The organism is Calothrix sp. FACHB-168, assembly GCF_963889195.1.
In the GTDB taxonomy this organism is placed as follows: domain Bacteria; phylum Cyanobacteriota; class Cyanobacteriia; order Cyanobacteriales; family Nostocaceae; genus Aulosira; species Aulosira anomala_A.
Genome location: NZ_CAWPNJ010000093.1, coordinates 1 through 15,787, shown reverse-complemented (window position 1 = coordinate 15,787; position 15,787 = coordinate 1). Strand labels below are relative to the sequence as shown.

14 protein-coding genes are annotated in these 15,787 nt (G+C 39.1%); 10 read left to right on the top strand and 4 right to left on the bottom strand.

Annotated elements, in window-relative coordinates; all coding sequences use genetic code 11:
- Positions 1–69: 69 nt before the first annotated feature.
- Positions 70–609 (bottom strand): hypothetical protein, encoded by a 540-nt coding sequence (locus AACW45_RS36935; RefSeq protein WP_306415022.1) that lies wholly within the window; start codon positions 607–609, stop codon positions 70–72.
- 293 nt (positions 610–902) lie between these two features.
- Positions 903–2,669 carry an iron uptake porin gene (locus tag AACW45_RS36930; protein ID WP_190638097.1) on the bottom strand — a complete coding sequence of 589 codons (1,767 nt, stop codon included), beginning with the start codon at positions 2,667–2,669 and terminating at the stop codon, positions 903–905.
- A gap of 532 nt (positions 2,670–3,201) precedes the next feature.
- Between AACW45_RS36930 and AACW45_RS36925 the strand changes: the two genes are divergently transcribed.
- The 5 genes from AACW45_RS36925 (at position 3,202) to AACW45_RS36905 (ending at position 9,306) form a co-directional block, all read left to right on the top strand.
- Entirely contained in the window at positions 3,202–4,242 is a 1,041-nt protein-coding gene (locus AACW45_RS36925; protein WP_190551313.1) for an NADP(H)-dependent aldo-keto reductase, read from the top strand.
- A gap of 497 nt (positions 4,243–4,739) precedes the next feature.
- Positions 4,740–6,383, top strand: coding sequence for an FAD-dependent oxidoreductase (locus tag AACW45_RS36920; RefSeq protein WP_190638095.1), 1,644 nt, complete (start codon positions 4,740–4,742; stop codon positions 6,381–6,383).
- A 140-nt stretch (positions 6,384–6,523) separates the two neighbouring features.
- The gene (locus AACW45_RS36915) at positions 6,524–6,853 is read left to right on the top strand and encodes a 4Fe-4S dicluster domain-containing protein (RefSeq protein ID WP_190551593.1); all 330 of its coding nucleotides are present in this window, start codon (positions 6,524–6,526) and stop codon (positions 6,851–6,853) included.
- A 153-nt stretch (positions 6,854–7,006) separates the two neighbouring features.
- A complete protein-coding gene (locus tag AACW45_RS36910) occupies positions 7,007–8,008 on the top strand; it encodes an ABC transporter substrate-binding protein (RefSeq protein WP_190638093.1) in 1,002 nt (333 codons plus the stop codon).
- 347 nt (positions 8,009–8,355) lie between these two features.
- Positions 8,356–9,306, top strand: coding sequence for a D-2-hydroxyacid dehydrogenase (locus AACW45_RS36905; RefSeq protein WP_190638091.1), 951 nt, complete (start codon positions 8,356–8,358; stop codon positions 9,304–9,306).
- A 165-nt stretch (positions 9,307–9,471) separates the two neighbouring features.
- Here the strand turns inward: AACW45_RS36905 and AACW45_RS36900 are convergent, their stop codons facing one another.
- Both AACW45_RS36900 and AACW45_RS36895 read right to left on the bottom strand, forming a co-directional pair.
- Positions 9,472–10,005 (bottom strand): DUF2808 domain-containing protein, encoded by a 534-nt coding sequence (locus AACW45_RS36900; RefSeq protein WP_190638089.1) that lies wholly within the window; start codon positions 10,003–10,005, stop codon positions 9,472–9,474.
- A gap of 711 nt (positions 10,006–10,716) precedes the next feature.
- Complete coding sequence (locus AACW45_RS36895; RefSeq protein WP_190638087.1) at positions 10,717–11,169, bottom strand: hypothetical protein; 453 nt, start codon at positions 11,167–11,169, stop codon at positions 10,717–10,719.
- A 78-nt stretch (positions 11,170–11,247) separates the two neighbouring features.
- Between AACW45_RS36895 and AACW45_RS36890 the strand changes: the two genes are divergently transcribed.
- The 5 genes from AACW45_RS36890 to AACW45_RS36870 all read left to right on the top strand — a co-directional run.
- On the top strand, positions 11,248–11,922 hold the full coding sequence (locus AACW45_RS36890; protein WP_096647097.1) for a cadmium resistance transporter: 675 nt from the start codon (positions 11,248–11,250) through the stop codon (positions 11,920–11,922).
- A 60-nt stretch (positions 11,923–11,982) separates the two neighbouring features.
- Positions 11,983–12,627, top strand: coding sequence for a pentapeptide repeat-containing protein (locus AACW45_RS36885; RefSeq protein WP_373462110.1), 645 nt, complete (start codon positions 11,983–11,985; stop codon positions 12,625–12,627).
- 305 nt (positions 12,628–12,932) lie between these two features.
- Complete coding sequence (locus AACW45_RS36880; protein ID WP_190638084.1) at positions 12,933–13,736, top strand: prohibitin family protein; 804 nt, start codon at positions 12,933–12,935, stop codon at positions 13,734–13,736.
- A 149-nt stretch (positions 13,737–13,885) separates the two neighbouring features.
- Positions 13,886–14,557 carry a cadmium resistance transporter gene (locus tag AACW45_RS36875; RefSeq protein WP_190638081.1) on the top strand — a complete coding sequence of 224 codons (672 nt, stop codon included), beginning with the start codon at positions 13,886–13,888 and terminating at the stop codon, positions 14,555–14,557.
- Positions 14,558–15,014: 457 nt separating this feature from the next.
- The coding region (locus AACW45_RS36870; protein ID WP_190638079.1) for an RNA-guided endonuclease InsQ/TnpB family protein at positions 15,015–15,787 on the top strand (773 nt) is incomplete at its 3' end.

Below are 15,787 nucleotides of genomic sequence, written 5' to 3'. Positions count from 1 at the left end.
CAACTACTAGTGATGTTAATTACTTGCTGAAGAGCGAATTTTTCCAACTACAGCAACATATCTTGCTGCCTACCTCCGCCCTAAGCTATTTTTCAAGCTAGTTGGGGTTTTAATCGGAGAATCTGGCGGCACGAGAATAGCTTGACCCGCAGGACTAGGTGCGATTCCTGCAATATAAGTTAATGAAGCCCCCGCAGCTTGAGCAAAAATTGGTGGTGATTCTCCCGTATGTCCAAAGTCAATACTACCAACATTCATCGCTTCTAAAAGCTGCGGCCCTGCGGGAAATTCAATCCACTCAACAGAGACACCTTGAGGTTGTAACCGCTTTTCTAAAACGCCTTTACTCTTGAGCAAAATAGCCGATTTTTGATAGCCAAATTTGACTACTGATGCTTTGGTTTGATTGGCAGAATTAGGAGAATTAGCAGTATTATTGCTGGGATTATTGGCTGTGCAAGCTGTAAATAATAGACTGAGACATAATCCAGTAACGAAAGCCCCAGCAATAGGAAGAGGTATAACTGATAAGAACCTGTTTTGATGCGCAAAGTGAGAAACCCTAAATCTCTTCAATGCTGCTATCAAGCGTTGAAAAATTGAACTCATTACCAGAATTTACCTATCTGAGATTTGCCGTATACGATAAGTCTATCAATTTACAGTATTTTATTGAACTAGGTAAAATAAAACTGTAAAACAGCAAATCCTGTAGGATGTAAGAGGTAAAAGGACTGGAATGTGCCAAATTGATGAAAATTTGCAGGTAATTACATCAAGATTTTTTGACAAAAAAAGTCACAAATTCATCCCAATTTGCAAGAAAGAACGCCAGAGATTGTAGGGGCATGGCAATGCCATGCCCTCTAAACATAGATTAATGTACCGCAAACACTCTTCTCTTAGAAAGTAAAAGTAGTACGGACAGCACCTACCCAAATCGGATCGTTGTTGGAGTTTGCTTCTGGGTTAGTAATGACAAACAATGTTGGCGTAACGCTAATGTTGTTATTCACCCTATAGGTATAAAAACCCTCTATATGAAAAGAAGTGTCATTATCTCTACGAGTAGCTACATCATTACTTGTAACTTTTGGCGGTATGCCAAAGACAAACCCAGCTAAATTACCTTTTTTACCCAAATCTGGAAGTGCCAGAGTCAACGCTGCGTTAATAATAGTCGCATCATTGCTAGTACCTTCTTGATGGGCTTGGGTATATCCAAACCACCCACCTATATGGAATGCGCTACTAGCTTTCCAGTTAACTTGCAAGCCAAAGTTATCTGATGAAGTGGGTGCTAAACCAAAAGGACGACTAGCATTAGCAGTACCTGTACCACCAGTGATGTTATAGCCAGAACCAGGAGCGATAGTTGCTGAACCAACGGGGCCGGGAGATATGGGAGTGGGAAAGTATTTACGGGCGTAGGCGAAACTAACATCTAGACTGCGACTAGGTGAGAAGGTTAACTGTGCTAAAGCTTGGTATGAATTACCAAATAATCCTCCTGTATTCGTGGCGTTTCCCGCAGGATTACTACCTAAAGCATCATCGACAATGTAACCGGCGTTGAATTGGAGTTGATTGCTAAATTTATGAGCAAAAGCTAAACCCGCGCCATCAAAACCAGGTCGATAAATTACAGGGTTAAAGAGTCCAAATCGGGAAAGCGTACCAGTTTGGGCGTTACCAACTAAGGGATTAAGAGTAGGGGCAAAAGTTACCGGTTGTAGCGCCCTCGCACCTATCCAGACGGTAGTATTTTTACCAAATGGAAAGCGGTAAAACAACCTATCAAGATAAACAGTATTATCAGCGAAAAGAGTCTGTCTTTCTGTATTAAACCGGGTTTGGTTAGTTCCCGTTAGTGGCGTACCACCAACAACAGTCGCACCGCCTAAAGCCACAAAGTTGGATGCTGTTAAACTAGTTGTCAGCTGGTCTTTGCCAGTAAAGCTAGTTTGTAGGGCGAGTGTGGCACGATAGCCTAAAAAGGCATTGGTACCATCTCTATTAGTACCAACGCGATTACCAAAACTATCGGCGAGAAAGAATTGTGCTAAACCTTGGAGTTTAGTAGTTGTAGAAAATTGCGTAGCCTCTAACTTGGCGGAACGGGCTTCAAGGGAGTCTACTCGTCCTCGTAAAGTTGCAAGTTCAGCTGCAAATTGTTCTTGTAGTTTTCGTAGAGTATCTAAGTCTTCGCGCTTAACTAACTCAGCCGTGCTACTTGCAATCAATTCGTTAAGGCGGTCAAGGGCTGCATTTAAACCAGCAGCAAATTCATATCTTGTGAGGGCGCGATTACCTTTAAATGTCCCGTCAGGATATCCAGCAATTACACCATAGCGTTCAACTAAAGACTGTAGCGCCTGGAAGGCCCAATCTGTAGGCTGAACATCCGATAGTTGAGAGACAGAGGTGACTTGTCCTAAATCATCATTGGGTGTTGAGACAGTAGGTTGTACAACTGGAACTTGTGCTACAGGACTCAAGGAATCTGTCTTGGCTGGGGTTGTTAAATTAGCCTCAACTACATTCTTGTCTGTAGGTTGTGATGTTTGTACAGGTACATCTTGCGCAAAAACTCTTGCGCTGTCTGTTAATAAAAACAGCACTAGAAACGTTGGTAAAGCTAGCAATGAATTTCCAAAAATCTTTTTCATTTTGATAGAACACGCAATTTCGGTCTAGGACAAATCTTCTACAATTTTCTCGGCATCAGTCAGATGACATCAGCATTGGTAAATTTCTTGAAATTCTCTCCGGCGATGCAATCAAAGTTTTAAGATTGCGCTCGAATCTGTATTCAGGCTCCAGATTTTTATCGGGAATTTCTGCAACAAAACTTTATTTTTTCTCTTAAAGTCAAAAAAATAGCTAAGAGAAAAGTAACGTTTAACAAGGACTGAAGTACCTTATTTATATATACTCCGGTAATTCGGTCGAAATTTAGTACTTTTATTTTACTAGATACCAGTATTCCAGAAAAACTGTAGGGATATAGTATTTTTGGCTACACACAATATATTTTTATCAAAATAATAAATAAGCTTGTGACGACGATGAATGTCTGGTAATATACGTATCCTAGATATTAACTACGCTAAATCGGTGGTTTTTTTGTATTTTATTTAGATTTGGCGTTTTATTACTTGCAGATTTGCCCAAGTAACTAAGAGAATTTTTTTCACAATTATGAAGTACAACCAACTCGGCGACAGTGACCTAAGGGTTTCAGAAATTTGTTTAGGAACCATGACTTACGGGCATCAAAATACTATTGAAGAAGCCCATCAACAGTTAGACTATGCCGTAGCGCAAGGAGTCAACTTTATTGATGCGGCGGAAATGTACCCAGTTCCACCACGTGGCGAAACCCAAGGAAAAACAGAAGCTTATATTGGCGAATGGTTGCGAAAACAGCAGCGAGATAAAGTGATTGTGGCGACAAAAATTGCTGGGCCTGGTCGTCCATTTAAATGGCTGCGGGATGGAAATATCAAAATTGATAGTAAGAATATTCAGCAAGCTGTAGATGATAGTTTAAGGCGATTGCAAACAGATTATATAGATTTGTACCAAATTCATTGGCCCGATCGCTATGTTCCAACTTTCGGTCAAACTGAGTATAAACCGGAGTTAGAACGGGAAACTGTACCGTTTTCTGAGCAATTAGCTGCCTTTGCGGATGTGATTAAAGCAGGTAAAGTCCGCCATATTGGTGTGAGTAACGAAACTCCTTGGGGTGTAACTAAGTTTGTTCATGTGGCGAAAAAATTAGGCTTACCGAAAGTTGTTTCCATTCAAAATGCTTATAATTTGCTCAATCGGGTGTTTGATTCGGCTTTAGCAGAAGTTTCTCATTACACAAATGTTGGTTTACTCGCCTACAGTCCGCTAGGATTTGGTTTGTTAAGTGGAAAGTATCTCGATGGTAACAACCCAGAAAATACCCGCTTGAGCCTATTTCCCGGTTTTGGACAAAGATATCTCAAACAAAATGTTAATGAAGCTGTTGCAGCTTATGCGGAAATTGCCAAAAAACATAATTTAACACCTGCTCAATTAGCTTTAGCTTTTGTGCGGAGTCGCTGGTTTGTCAGTAGCACAATTATTGGTGCTACAACCTTACAACAACTACAAGAAAACATCGATAGTGTAAATGTAGTTCTTAACCCAGAGATTTTAGCAGAGTTAGACGCTGTTCATACTCGTTATCCCAATCCAGCACCATAATTGCGCAAAAAACTTGTAGTCAGCACTTGAGTGTTTCCCCTCTGATAAAGGAAAGCACTGAAGTGCTAACTACAAATATATTTTTTATAAAAATTCATAAAAAAACTATAAATTTAATTTTATATTTATTATTTTTAGTAATTAAAAAAACGCCATAACAGCCATATTTTTGCTAAAAAGTGCTATTTTAAGCGTTTAAATTGGGGATTCTTTTCTTAAGATACCAGTTTTTGATAGAAAATTTCTCTTTTAATAAAAACCCCTCTTGATTTTTATAAAAAATTATGCAAGGCTTTAATTAACAATAAATACAGTAACTTGACCGATTAACCGTATTTTATGGTATTGTAAATGCCAGTGTTGCCAAAATATGTATCGCTTAACTGGATCAATAGACCATATTTGCAGTTAGCAATTAGTCTATTGATGCGCGATCATCAAAGTTTTTTGTAGTTCATAAGTAGTCTATAAGTTTAATTATTGAGGCGAGGAATTCAATGAGTAGTCCCCATTGGCGATCGCAAAGTTCATCTACTACATCTAATATTGATGTTGACCACAACTTGCAAACAGATGTTTTAGTCATGGGTGGCGGCCCGGCTGGTACTTGGGCTGCTTGGAGTGCTGCATCTGCTGGCGCGAAGGTGGTTTTAGTTGATAAGGGCTACTGCGGTACGAGTGGTTGTGCAGCAGCATCGGGTAATGGCGTATGGTATATACCGCCAGATGCAGAAGCGAGAGAAACTGCAAAAGCCAGTCGGGAAGCCTTGGGGGGATTTTTAGCCAATCGTACCTGGATGGATCGGGTACTTGATCAGACATATACCAACGTCAACCTATTAGCCGAATGGGGTTATCCTTTTCCTGTGGATGAAGAGGGAAAACCCTATCGGCGCAGTCTCCAAGGGCCAGAATATATGCGCCTGATGCGGAAACAAATCAAGCGGGTGGGGGTCACAATTTTAGACAATAGCCCCGCCTTGCAATTACTAGTAGACGCAGAAGGTGCAGTTGCTGGGGCTACAGGAACTAACCGCCAGACTGGAAAACAATGGGTTGTACGTGCTGGTGCAGTAATCATTGCAACAGGTGGTTGTGCTTTCTTGAGTAAAGCCTTAGGTTGCAATGTCCTGACTGGGGATGGATACCTCATGGCAGCAGAAGCGGGTGCAGAGATGTCAGGGATGGAATTTTCTAATGCTTATGGCATCTCTCCCGCCTTTTCCTCGGTTACCAAAACCCTGTTTTATAATTGGGCAACTTTCACATACGAAGATGGCACGCCAATCCCTGGTGCTGGTTCCCAAAGAGGGCGTTCAGTAATTGCCCAAACGCTGTTGACTCAACCTGTGTATGCCATCTTAGATAAGGCGAATGAAGAAATGCAGGTACACATGCGTAAAGCACAGCCGAATTTCTTCTTACCTTTTGATCGCGCCGGTATCGATCCTTTTAACCAACGCTTCCCCGTAACTTTGCGTTTAGAAGGAACAGTTCGGGGTACAGGTGGAATTAGAATTGTTGATTCTACCTGCGCTGCATCAGTTCGTGGACTTTATGCAGCTGGGGATGCGGCTACCAGAGAATTAATTTGTGGCGGCTTTACTGGTGGTGGTAGTCACAATGCAGCTTGGGCAATATCTTCCGGTTGCTGGGCGGGTAAATCGGCAGCAGAATATGCCCAAAATTTGGGAGATTGGACAAGACAACGCCCTGTACAAGCTGTTGGTGAAGCTGGATTGATTAGTGGTAGCCAACAGCAAATTAAAGCGGAAGAGGTGATTAAAGCTACTCAGGCAGAAGTTTTCCCTTACGATCGCAATTTGTTCCGCAAACAAGAAGGTTTAAAGGCATCGTTGCAAAGGTTAAATCATCTTTGGCAAGAAATTCGTAGCAGTCAAGCTGGCGAAGGGCGGAATATTATTCAGTTGCGGGAAGCTGCTGCAATGGTGGCTACGGCGCGATGGATGTATAGTAGTGCCCTAGAACGGAAAGAAACTCGCGGTATGCATAAGCATCTGGATTTTCCAGAGATGGATGTTCATCAGCAGCACTATTTAGTTAGTGGTGGGTTGGACGAAGTTTGGGTGAGAAATGAGGGATTGGGGACTGAGAAGGAATTGGTAGGCGTGTCTTCTTAGTTATTTTTTTCTCACGCAGAGGCGCAGAGGCGCAGAGACTTAGAGAGACAGTTAGAGTTATTCTGCTATGCGCCTCGTTCCTCAATCTAAAATCCAAAACTTGTACTGAGCTTGTCGAAGTATCCAAAATCTAAAATTGTATGATTGAGTTAGTTAGTGCATCGCGCTGTATTCAATGTAATATTTGCGTGAATGTTTGCCCGACAAATGTGTTTGATAAAGTACCAGATGCACCGCCGACGATTGCTAGACAGAGTGATTGTCAAACTTGTTTTATGTGTGAATTGTACTGTCCGGTGGATGCTTTGTATGTAGCCCCACAAGTTGATCCTCTAGATGCGGTAGATGAAAGATTGCTGAAAGAGGCTGAACTTTTAGGAAGTTACAGAAGAAATGTTGGTTGGGGACGAGAGCGCACTTCTTCTGCGCAAGAAGATTCTACACACCAAGTTCTGAAGCTGATGAAATAACACAATCTATTAAGATGAGTCCAAAGTACGCGCTTCGGGGCATGGCAGTGCCAGTGCCCCTACAATCAACGATCATCTGCACTTCACTAACTGGCAATCTGCTGTAATTGTCTTTTTTCTCTGCGTTCTCTGCGTCTCTGTGGTTCGTTTTTCATGCTGAAACTATCAACTATAGCTATATCTAGTTTGTTATTTCTGAATACGGCTTGCAGTTCCAATCAAACTGTTTCCCAAGCTGTACCTAATCCCGCAACTTCAACTAAGGCGGAAGTTAAAACTTCTACCTTGCGTTTAGGTTTTATAAGTAACGGTAAAGTGAAAACACCCACCGGGCCGACTGGTTGGGCAATGCATCAAGGTAAACTTTTACCAGAGTTGCAAAAATTGGGGATTACAGAAATTAAGACGCTGAATTTCCCCAACGGGCCGAATTTGAATGAAGCTTTAGTTGCTGGAGAAGTGGATGTAGGAATTTATGGGGATACTCCCGCATTGGTGGGGAAAGCCAAAGGACTACCCACACGCTTAATAGGACAAGAACAAGTAGGAACCAATGCTTGGTTATTGGCGAAAAAAGATGGCCCTCGTTCTGTTGCAGAACTGAAAGGACAGAAGGTAGCGACTTCTAAAGGTTCTTATATGCATCGCTATTTAATTGGATTATTGCAGAAGAATGGAATTAGCGATCGCGTCAAAGTTATTCACATGCTACCAAGCGAAGCTCAAGCTGCACTAGAACGGGGAGATGTGGCGGCTATCGCAGCATCAACGGGAACCGGGCCATTGTTAAAATCAAAAGGCTATCCTGTAATTGATGAAGCAATTCAACACCCAGACTTGCGGGGAACTAGCGTTACGGTAGCTACAGAAGAATTTTTGGCTAAACATCCCGATTTACCGCAAAAATGGAATCAAATTAAACAAGCAGCTGTGCAAAATATTCAAGCAAATCCAGAAGCTTACTATAAATTTCACGCTGATGTATCGGGATATCCTCTAGATGTGGTGAAGGCTTCTTTTCCGATTACCCAATTCCCAATAGAACCTTTACCAGAACAAGGTGTACAACTTTTAGAAGGGACAAAGAAATTTTTAGTTTCGCAAAAATTAGCCCAGTCTGATTTTAAATTAGATGATTGGATTGTGAAAAAATAGGTTTTTATTGGGCATGGGGCATTGGGCATTGGGCATTGGACATGGGTGATTTCTGATTAGGATTTCCTAGATCAAAATAAAATCATGGAGAAATTCATGATTTATCACATATAAAGATTTGCAAGTTAGGCATCAAGTAAAAATCAGTAGTGCGAGCATCTTGCTCGCGCGGGCAAGACTTCGGCGTGAGCGCTCAGTCGAACGCTGCCCGCACTACAAATATTAAATTGTTCAACTTATTTTTACACGACTCCTCAGTCCAGCGTTCTTGTAGTATCCCAGCTAGGGAAATTAAGCCCCAAATTTCACTGTGACGATGACCAACTGCAAAAAGGGAGTAAGCTATCATGAAATTAATTCTACCTATAGAAGTAGCTGATGAAATTAAACCGCATCTACCTCAAGATGTAGAATATGTCCGGGCTGATGTGGATGGGAATATTGATGGCGATGCCACAGATGCAGAAGTATATTTTAGTTGGCTTTATTATATAAAACCAACTACCTTACAAAAAGTTTTAGCAGCAGCGCCTAAATTACGTTGGCATCAAGCAACAAATGCAGGTGTAAATAATATTTTGACACCGGAATATTTAGAGCGAGAAATTCTCTTAACTAATGGTGCAGGACTTCATGCAATTCCGATGGCAGAATTTGTGCTGGCTTATATTTTGTCTTACGCCAAGAATTTTCCTAAATTACGCGAACAACAAATACAAAAGAGTTGGCAACGTGGCTTAAAAAATGAAGAATTGCTAGATAAAACCTTATTAATTATTGGTGCGGGTGGAATTGGGCAAGAAATTGCTAAACGCGCTCAAGGTTTTGGTTTCAATATTTATGGTAGTCGTCGCCATCCCCAACCATTAGAAAACTTTGATAAGGTTGTGGGTGCAAATGAATGGAAACCACTATTAAGCGAAGCACATTATGTAGTGATTGCCACGCCGTTAACGAAAGAAACTAAGGGTTTAATAGATGCGGAAGTGTTTAGCTTAATGCGTCCCGATGCTTATTTAATTAATATTGCTCGTGGTGCAATTGTTGATGAACCTGCATTAATTAATGCCTTACAAACTGGTCAAATTGCTGGTGCGGCTTTAGATACAGTATTTACAGAACCGCTACCACCAGAAAGCCCTTTATGGACACAACCAAATCTTTTTCTTACACCGCATTTTTCTGGTCATTCTCCCAGAACTAAAGAAAGAGCGATCGCACTTTTTCTCGATAATTTTACACGCTATTATAACGGTCAACCCCTGCGGAATATCGTTGATAAAGAAGCTGGCTATTAAACTTGTGTTGAAGAGCAAATTTTCAGTTATAAAAAAGTACACCTGAGTTAAGGTGTACTTCTAAAAAATTGCAAGTTTAATCAACAAATTGACCGATACTCGTACAGTACGGTGCAAAAGCCTAGAATATAAGTCTTTTGACTGTTGACTTTTGACTTTTAACTTCTAAAAGTCATTTTGGTAGAATTGTAACCGTGCTACGCCTAGAGATTGTCCCTCTGTACTTTGATCTGCGGGAGCAGCTTTGACATGGAACAAATAAAAGCCTTCATAAGCAGGATTGCGGTAAGGCTTGAGGGCGATAGTTACAGTCTGTCCCGGTGGTAAAGGCTGCGCGAACTGGAGTGTTACAGAATCGTCTTGACTGGGGTTATTTGCGATCGCAAATTGGAGATTTTGTCCAGCGCGTTCGCTTGTTCCCACAAAGGCGCTACTCTTTTGAGCATCAAACTCAATATTTTCGCCCCCTTGAATCTGGGTTAATGTCACCTGTTGTAACGGTTTTGTAGCAGAAGCGGGTACTGAGATTGTGAAATAATACGTTGCTGTGGAAACGTAAGTTTGATTATAAGTAGTTCTGGCAGACAAAGCTACTTGAAAATCAGGGTTAGTATTGGCATAGGTTTTGGAAATAGGCAGCAAACACAATCCAAAACTGAAAGCCAAAACAGCTTTAGATAATCTAAAAATATTCTTCATGGCAGTTACGGACGGGATGGATATTTAAAATTAGGCTTTAAAATTGGCAATTCAATGACAAAACCGACTTCAATTTATAGCCAATTTATGACTATAAGCTGACGCCACTTTTGTTGATATGCCTACGCAAGTAGATGATGAAACAGCCTCAAGATAATATATCCAAGGGTTTATCATCGTACTGAAGACTTCATCTTCTCCAGCCTAATTTTCGGACATGGCAAATATATTCTGGCTTAATTATTGACATTTTTACAAGAGAGATATCCGAATTATTAAAAAAATATTCCTCTGGTAAAAACACCCATAATCACACGCACATATAGGGCATTTAATTCAGGTAGAAACTAGAGAATAGTGAGGATGACAAGAATATTTTCATCCAGCATGAGAAACATAATTCATAGGCATATTTGATGAAAAATCAAGCTATAAATGTTTTAGCCTGGTGTTGAATACCTTGTATTTACAAGATAAAACTAAGTCCATAATTAAAGCAAATATTCTTTCTTGTTAAAAGAATAAATAAAAATTATGCTTAAGCTATTCTGCTTTTAAGTTGCGCAATCTATCGTGAGGGCTGTTGACAGTTGACACTTAATCGTAAGGGCGGGTTTATTTAGATAGTCTTTGACAGACGGGGATATTAGTGAACCCGCCCCTACACCCGCCCGTACAACAGTTAATAGCTCTGATTAGTAGTTATGCAATTTAGATACCCATTAGCTTAATCAGTTTGTTATACCAATTCCAGAAAAAAATGAGACAGATGCGTAGGTTGGGTAGAAGGTCGTGAAACCCAACAATTACACGTCTTTGGGGTGTTGGGTTTCGTTCCTCAACCCAACCTACATCCACATCATATTTTTTGTGAAATGGTATTAGGCCGCATTTCCAAAAACTATAAATGTAGGTTAAGCCAGATAATAACTCAGCAGAAATAATCTTACTAATGCCCAATGCCCAATGCCCAATGCCCAACATTAATAAATTCTGTTTATCGTTTAGAAAAAAAATAATATTTGCTTTGATTGAGCAGTCACCCGTAGTATTAACACCATAGACAGTTAAGCTTGCTAGCAAACAAACGTCAAAGACAAGATTGCGTAGGCGTAGCCCGTTGTAGACATCGCCATCAAAAAGCAAAAAATTTGATTTAAGCATCTGCTGAACTATGCTTACTTCTTCTATCAGCAGAGCAGAAATAGCGAGTACATCATTGAATTATTGCGAGCAACAACTATGGATTGGCTGATTGGAACATCAATTATTGGTATATCTACTGCGATTGCAACTACCTTTGATGACAATATATACTTAACTGCTTTTTTTGGCAAAGTTAATCATGTCTTTCGTCCTAAGCATATTATCATCGGTGAATTTATTGGCTTTACTGTATTGGTTGCTGCTAGCCTTCCGGGTTTCTTCGGTGGTTTAGTTCTCCCAGAGGCTTGGGTAGGATTGTTAGGTATTCTCCCGATTACTATAGGTATTAGTAATCTCATGAGTCGCGAGGATAATGGAGAAACTGTACAAGATGTATCATTAAATTTCGGTCATCCAGTTAAACCTCAGCGACGGAAAAAATCATTATTAGCAACTATCCGCGATCCCCAAACATACCGTGTATCTGCGGTAACTATTGCCAATGGTGGTAATAATATTGGCATCTATGTACCGCTATTTGCTAGTACAAATCTTCCTAGTTTAGGCGTCATTTTGTGTGTTTGTTATTTGACAGTTGGGCTGTGGTGCTTCCTGTCTTACAACTTGACTCGTAATCCGCTCATGGCTCCTGTTTTGACTCGCTACGGGCGAAAAATCTTTCCATTTATCTTAATTTGGTTGGGTATATCTATTATGAGCAAAAGTGGAACTTTTCAACTATTACCAAGTATGGCAACGCTGTTTCATTAAATTTGCACTTTTATCACAACCTATTACTGTTGATTAAACCAAAATTTCTATCAGGGGGAAATGATGATGAACGTAAATCTCAAAAAACTTAGCTCTTGGATTTTTACAGCTTTATTTCTAGTAGTAGTTACAGTATTTTCCTTATTTGATCAACCTAACGCCTTAGCGCAAACAGAAACACAACCCATAGAAACACAATCTACACCTGCTGTGACTAGCGAACCTATAGCAGCGCCCGTAGTTACACCAGCACCAGTGACTTCTCCTACAATTTGGTATGTAGATCCGGTAGCTGAAAATGTGAGACGTTTATTAACAACTAATGAATGTGTAGGATGTAATTTGATTGGCGCACAACTAGAAAGAGCCAACCTACAAGCAGCTAATTTAGAAGGTGCAAATCTCCAAGATGCAGAATTAGAAAAAGCAAATTTACAGGGAACAAATCTCAAAACTGCTAATTTGCAAGGAGTAGATTTAAGCAAAGCCAACATAGCAGGAGCAAACTTACAAGGTGCTAATTTATTTGATGCAGATTTAGAAGGCGCAAACTTACAAGGCGTAAATCTACAAGGGGCAAATTTACAAAAAGCTGATTTACAAAAAACCAATCTACTCACTGCAAATATACAAGGAGCAAACCTGCTAGGGGCTGATTTAGAAGGTGCAGCCATACCATCAGGGATGATGACAAATCATTACTAATTCGTAATACTCGATTCCGGCGAAAAGCAAGCTACATATTTCGTAAATAGAGCATAATAAGGACACAACACTGTTGTGCCCTTATCCTAATTTAGCGGTTTTTGGTGCATCCTCACAATTGTACCCTTCCCGTTGTAGGAAGCTTGTGCGATCGCGTCAGTTCCTCTAGCCTGCGGAAAGCAAGCTACGCAATGACATATTTATATACATATTTCGTAAAATCCGGCAACCTTATCGACTTAAAGGTATATAATTAATATTTATTAAAAACTCAGCAAAATTTTATAATTATTGCCGGAGTCAATATGAAACAAATTAAATTGACTAATAATGCAGGTAAAATAACTGCACTTTTATTTTTAATTACAATTTTACTAACACCGTTTGTCATCGTCAATGCTGGAGAACGTGGGGTTTTAATGCAGTTTGGCAAGGTACAAGAAACAGTATTAGGAGAAGGGATACATATTATAATTCCTGTTGTTAATACCGTAAAAAAAATTAGTGTCAGAGTTCAAAAACAAGAAATATCTGCTGAAGCTTCTTCTAAAGATTTACAAGATGTTTTTACAGACGTAGCATTAAATTGGCACGTTATTCCTGAAGAAACTAATATAATGTTTCAAGAAATTGGTGATGAAAGAGATTTAGTTGATAAAATTATTAATCCCGCAGTAGAAGAAGTTTTAAAAGCAGTTGTAGCAAGGTATACAGCAGAGGAAGTAGTTACTAAACGAGGCGAAGTAAAGTCTGAAGTTGATCATACATTAACAGCGAGATTACATGAGTACCATATTGAAGTTGATGATATCTCACTGGTTCATGTCAATTTTTCTGAAAAGTTCAGCGAAGCAGTTGAGGCAAAACAAATTGCAGAACAAGATGCCAAACGAGCAGATTTTATAGCGCTAAAAGCGGCAAAACAAGCAGAAGCTCAGGTTAATTTGGCTAAGGGAGAAGCAGAAATAAACAGATTGTTACGTGATAGTTTGACTAATGAGATTTTAGAAAGACAGGCAATAGAAAAATGGGATGGTAGATTACCTTTAATTATGTCTAAAGACTCTCCTAAGCTTTTAAATATGAGTGAGATTTTAAAATTAAAGTAATTTGTAGGTTAGATCGTTTGCGTTAGCGTGGCGTAGCCAAGCATGAGATCATTTCCTCGGTAATAGTTGTAATGATGTTACTCATGTGAGATGATCGAGAATAACAATTAACTAACAAAAAATCAGCCAACAAATTAGGATACTCAAGAATGAGTGAATTGATTACTACACTCTTAGTAGGAATCTCAGCCTTCGTTGCCACTAATATTGATGATATCGTTATTTTATTACTGTTGTTTTCGCAGATAAATTCTAGCTTTAGGTGTCGGCATATAGTTGCTGGTCAATATTTAGGCTTTACAGTGTTAATTATTGCTAGTCTTTCTGGGTTATTGGGAGGGTTAATTATACCATCAAAATGGATTGGTCTGCTGGGATTGATCCCGATGACGATGGGTATCAGCAGTTTGATTAATCAAGAAGAAAATGAAATACCAGAGGTTGAGGCTATAACAGCAGATTATCAAGAAGCAAACTCTACCAATTTGTTTAATGTCCATACTTACAGCGTTGCCGCCATAACTATCGCTAATGGCAGTGATAATATCAGCGTTTATGTACCATTATTTGCTAGTAGTGATTGGGTAAATTTTCTGACTATTATTGGCATATTTTTGATATTAATAGGTATTTGGTGCTATCTAGCTTATAAATTTACTTATCAAACTAAAATAGCAAATCTATTAAATCAGTATGGTAATTATATTTTACCTTTTGTATTAATAACATTAGGTATAATAATTATTTTAAAAACAGAAGCATTAAGTTGGTTCCGGCTAGCAGGTAGTTTTATTTGTTTAGCAATTTTAGTAAAAAAATAGCTATGCTTAATCTCAGCAGCTTAAACATGAAGTGCAACATTTCCGCTACGGCTAAAAAAATTCGCAACTGTTGCAGCGTCATGTGGTCTATCTACAAGTTTGTATGGTAGAGATTTCAAAACCATGAAAAAATTATATGCTAAATTAAGCGGAAAACTGTAGATAAGACCAATTCAAATCATGTTTGCGACACATCAATATATTCTAGAGGGCATGGCAGTGCCATGCCCATACCATCTGTCGCATTCTTTTTTCAAATTAGTATTGGGTTTAAATAACAAAAATATAGTCAGGAATAGTCAGATATTAACATCTATGGTAGAATGCTGCAAATGAAACTATTTGACTAAACCAAATCACCCATAAATCAGTTATTAGACTGTGTGGAGTCAGAATGCGATTAGTTGAGCGACATATAATCAAGCAGAATCATCAATGGTTCAAAGAAATTGATCAAATGTCATTCTTGTCAAAGAATCTGTTCAACTGTGCTGTTTATTTATGTCGTCAAGCTTTCTTCAACAATCAACGAATACCAACATGGAATCAAATATATCACTCACTGAAAAAGAGTGATGATTATAAAGCGTTACCGAGTAAAGTAGCTCAATTGGTATTTAGACAAGTTGATAAATGCTTTAAATCGTACAAATCAGCTAAAGAAGAATATAAAATCAAACCAGAAAAGTTTTTAGGTGAACCCAAGTTACCTAAATATAAACATAAAATTCAGGGGAGAAATATTTTAACGTTTAATAATCAGGCTGTGTCTCAAAAATCCTTAAAAAAAGGATTAATCACCCCTTCAGGATTAGCAATAGCTGTCAAAACCCAACTGACACAAATAGCAGAAGTTAGAATCATCCCGAAAAATAATGTCTACATCATTGAGGCAGTCTATGAGCAAGAGGAAACCACCCTAGAAAGCAAGAGCAATAATAGAAGAGCAGCAATTGATATAGGTTTAAATAACCTAGCGACCGTTAGTAGTAATTGTTTAGACTTTAGACCTTTTATCGTCTGCGGTAAAGCAATTAAATCATGTAATCAATTTTACAACAAAGTTAAGGCTAATCTCCAATCTCAGTTACCTAACAATCAAACAACTTCTAGAAAAATAGAAGCATTAACACTTAAACGCAATCACAAAGTGGATTATTACCTCCACACAGCTAGTAGATTGATTATTAATCAGCTAGTTAGCCAAAACATTACACATTTGATTATCGG

What these genes read in the sequence shown, in the direction of transcription:
- AACW45_RS36890 (WP_096647097.1), top strand. Translation starts at nt 11,248, where the DNA reads ATGGATTGGCTGATTGGAACATCAATTATTGGTATATCTACTGCGATT.
- AACW45_RS36925 (WP_190551313.1), top strand. Translation starts at nt 3,202, where the DNA reads ATGAAGTACAACCAACTCGGCGACAGTGACCTAAGGGTTTCAGAAATT.
- AACW45_RS36905 (WP_190638091.1), top strand. Translation starts at nt 8,356, where the DNA reads ATGAAATTAATTCTACCTATAGAAGTAGCTGATGAAATTAAACCGCAT.
- AACW45_RS36875 (WP_190638081.1), top strand. Translation starts at nt 13,886, where the DNA reads ATGAGTGAATTGATTACTACACTCTTAGTAGGAATCTCAGCCTTCGTT.
- AACW45_RS36935 (WP_306415022.1), bottom strand. Translation starts at nt 609, where the DNA reads ATGAGTTCAATTTTTCAACGCTTGATAGCAGCATTGAAGAGATTTAGG.
- AACW45_RS36895 (WP_190638087.1), bottom strand. Translation starts at nt 11,169, where the DNA reads ATGCTTAAATCAAATTTTTTGCTTTTTGATGGCGATGTCTACAACGGG.
- AACW45_RS36930 (WP_190638097.1), bottom strand. Translation starts at nt 2,669, where the DNA reads ATGAAAAAGATTTTTGGAAATTCATTGCTAGCTTTACCAACGTTTCTA.
- AACW45_RS36900 (WP_190638089.1), bottom strand. Translation starts at nt 10,005, where the DNA reads ATGAAGAATATTTTTAGATTATCTAAAGCTGTTTTGGCTTTCAGTTTT.
- AACW45_RS36915 (WP_190551593.1), top strand. Translation starts at nt 6,524, where the DNA reads ATGATTGAGTTAGTTAGTGCATCGCGCTGTATTCAATGTAATATTTGC.
- AACW45_RS36880 (WP_190638084.1), top strand. Translation starts at nt 12,933, where the DNA reads ATGAAACAAATTAAATTGACTAATAATGCAGGTAAAATAACTGCACTT.
- AACW45_RS36885 (WP_373462110.1), top strand. Translation starts at nt 11,983, where the DNA reads ATGATGATGAACGTAAATCTCAAAAAACTTAGCTCTTGGATTTTTACA.
- AACW45_RS36920 (WP_190638095.1), top strand. Translation starts at nt 4,740, where the DNA reads ATGAGTAGTCCCCATTGGCGATCGCAAAGTTCATCTACTACATCTAAT.
- AACW45_RS36910 (WP_190638093.1), top strand. Translation starts at nt 7,007, where the DNA reads ATGCTGAAACTATCAACTATAGCTATATCTAGTTTGTTATTTCTGAAT.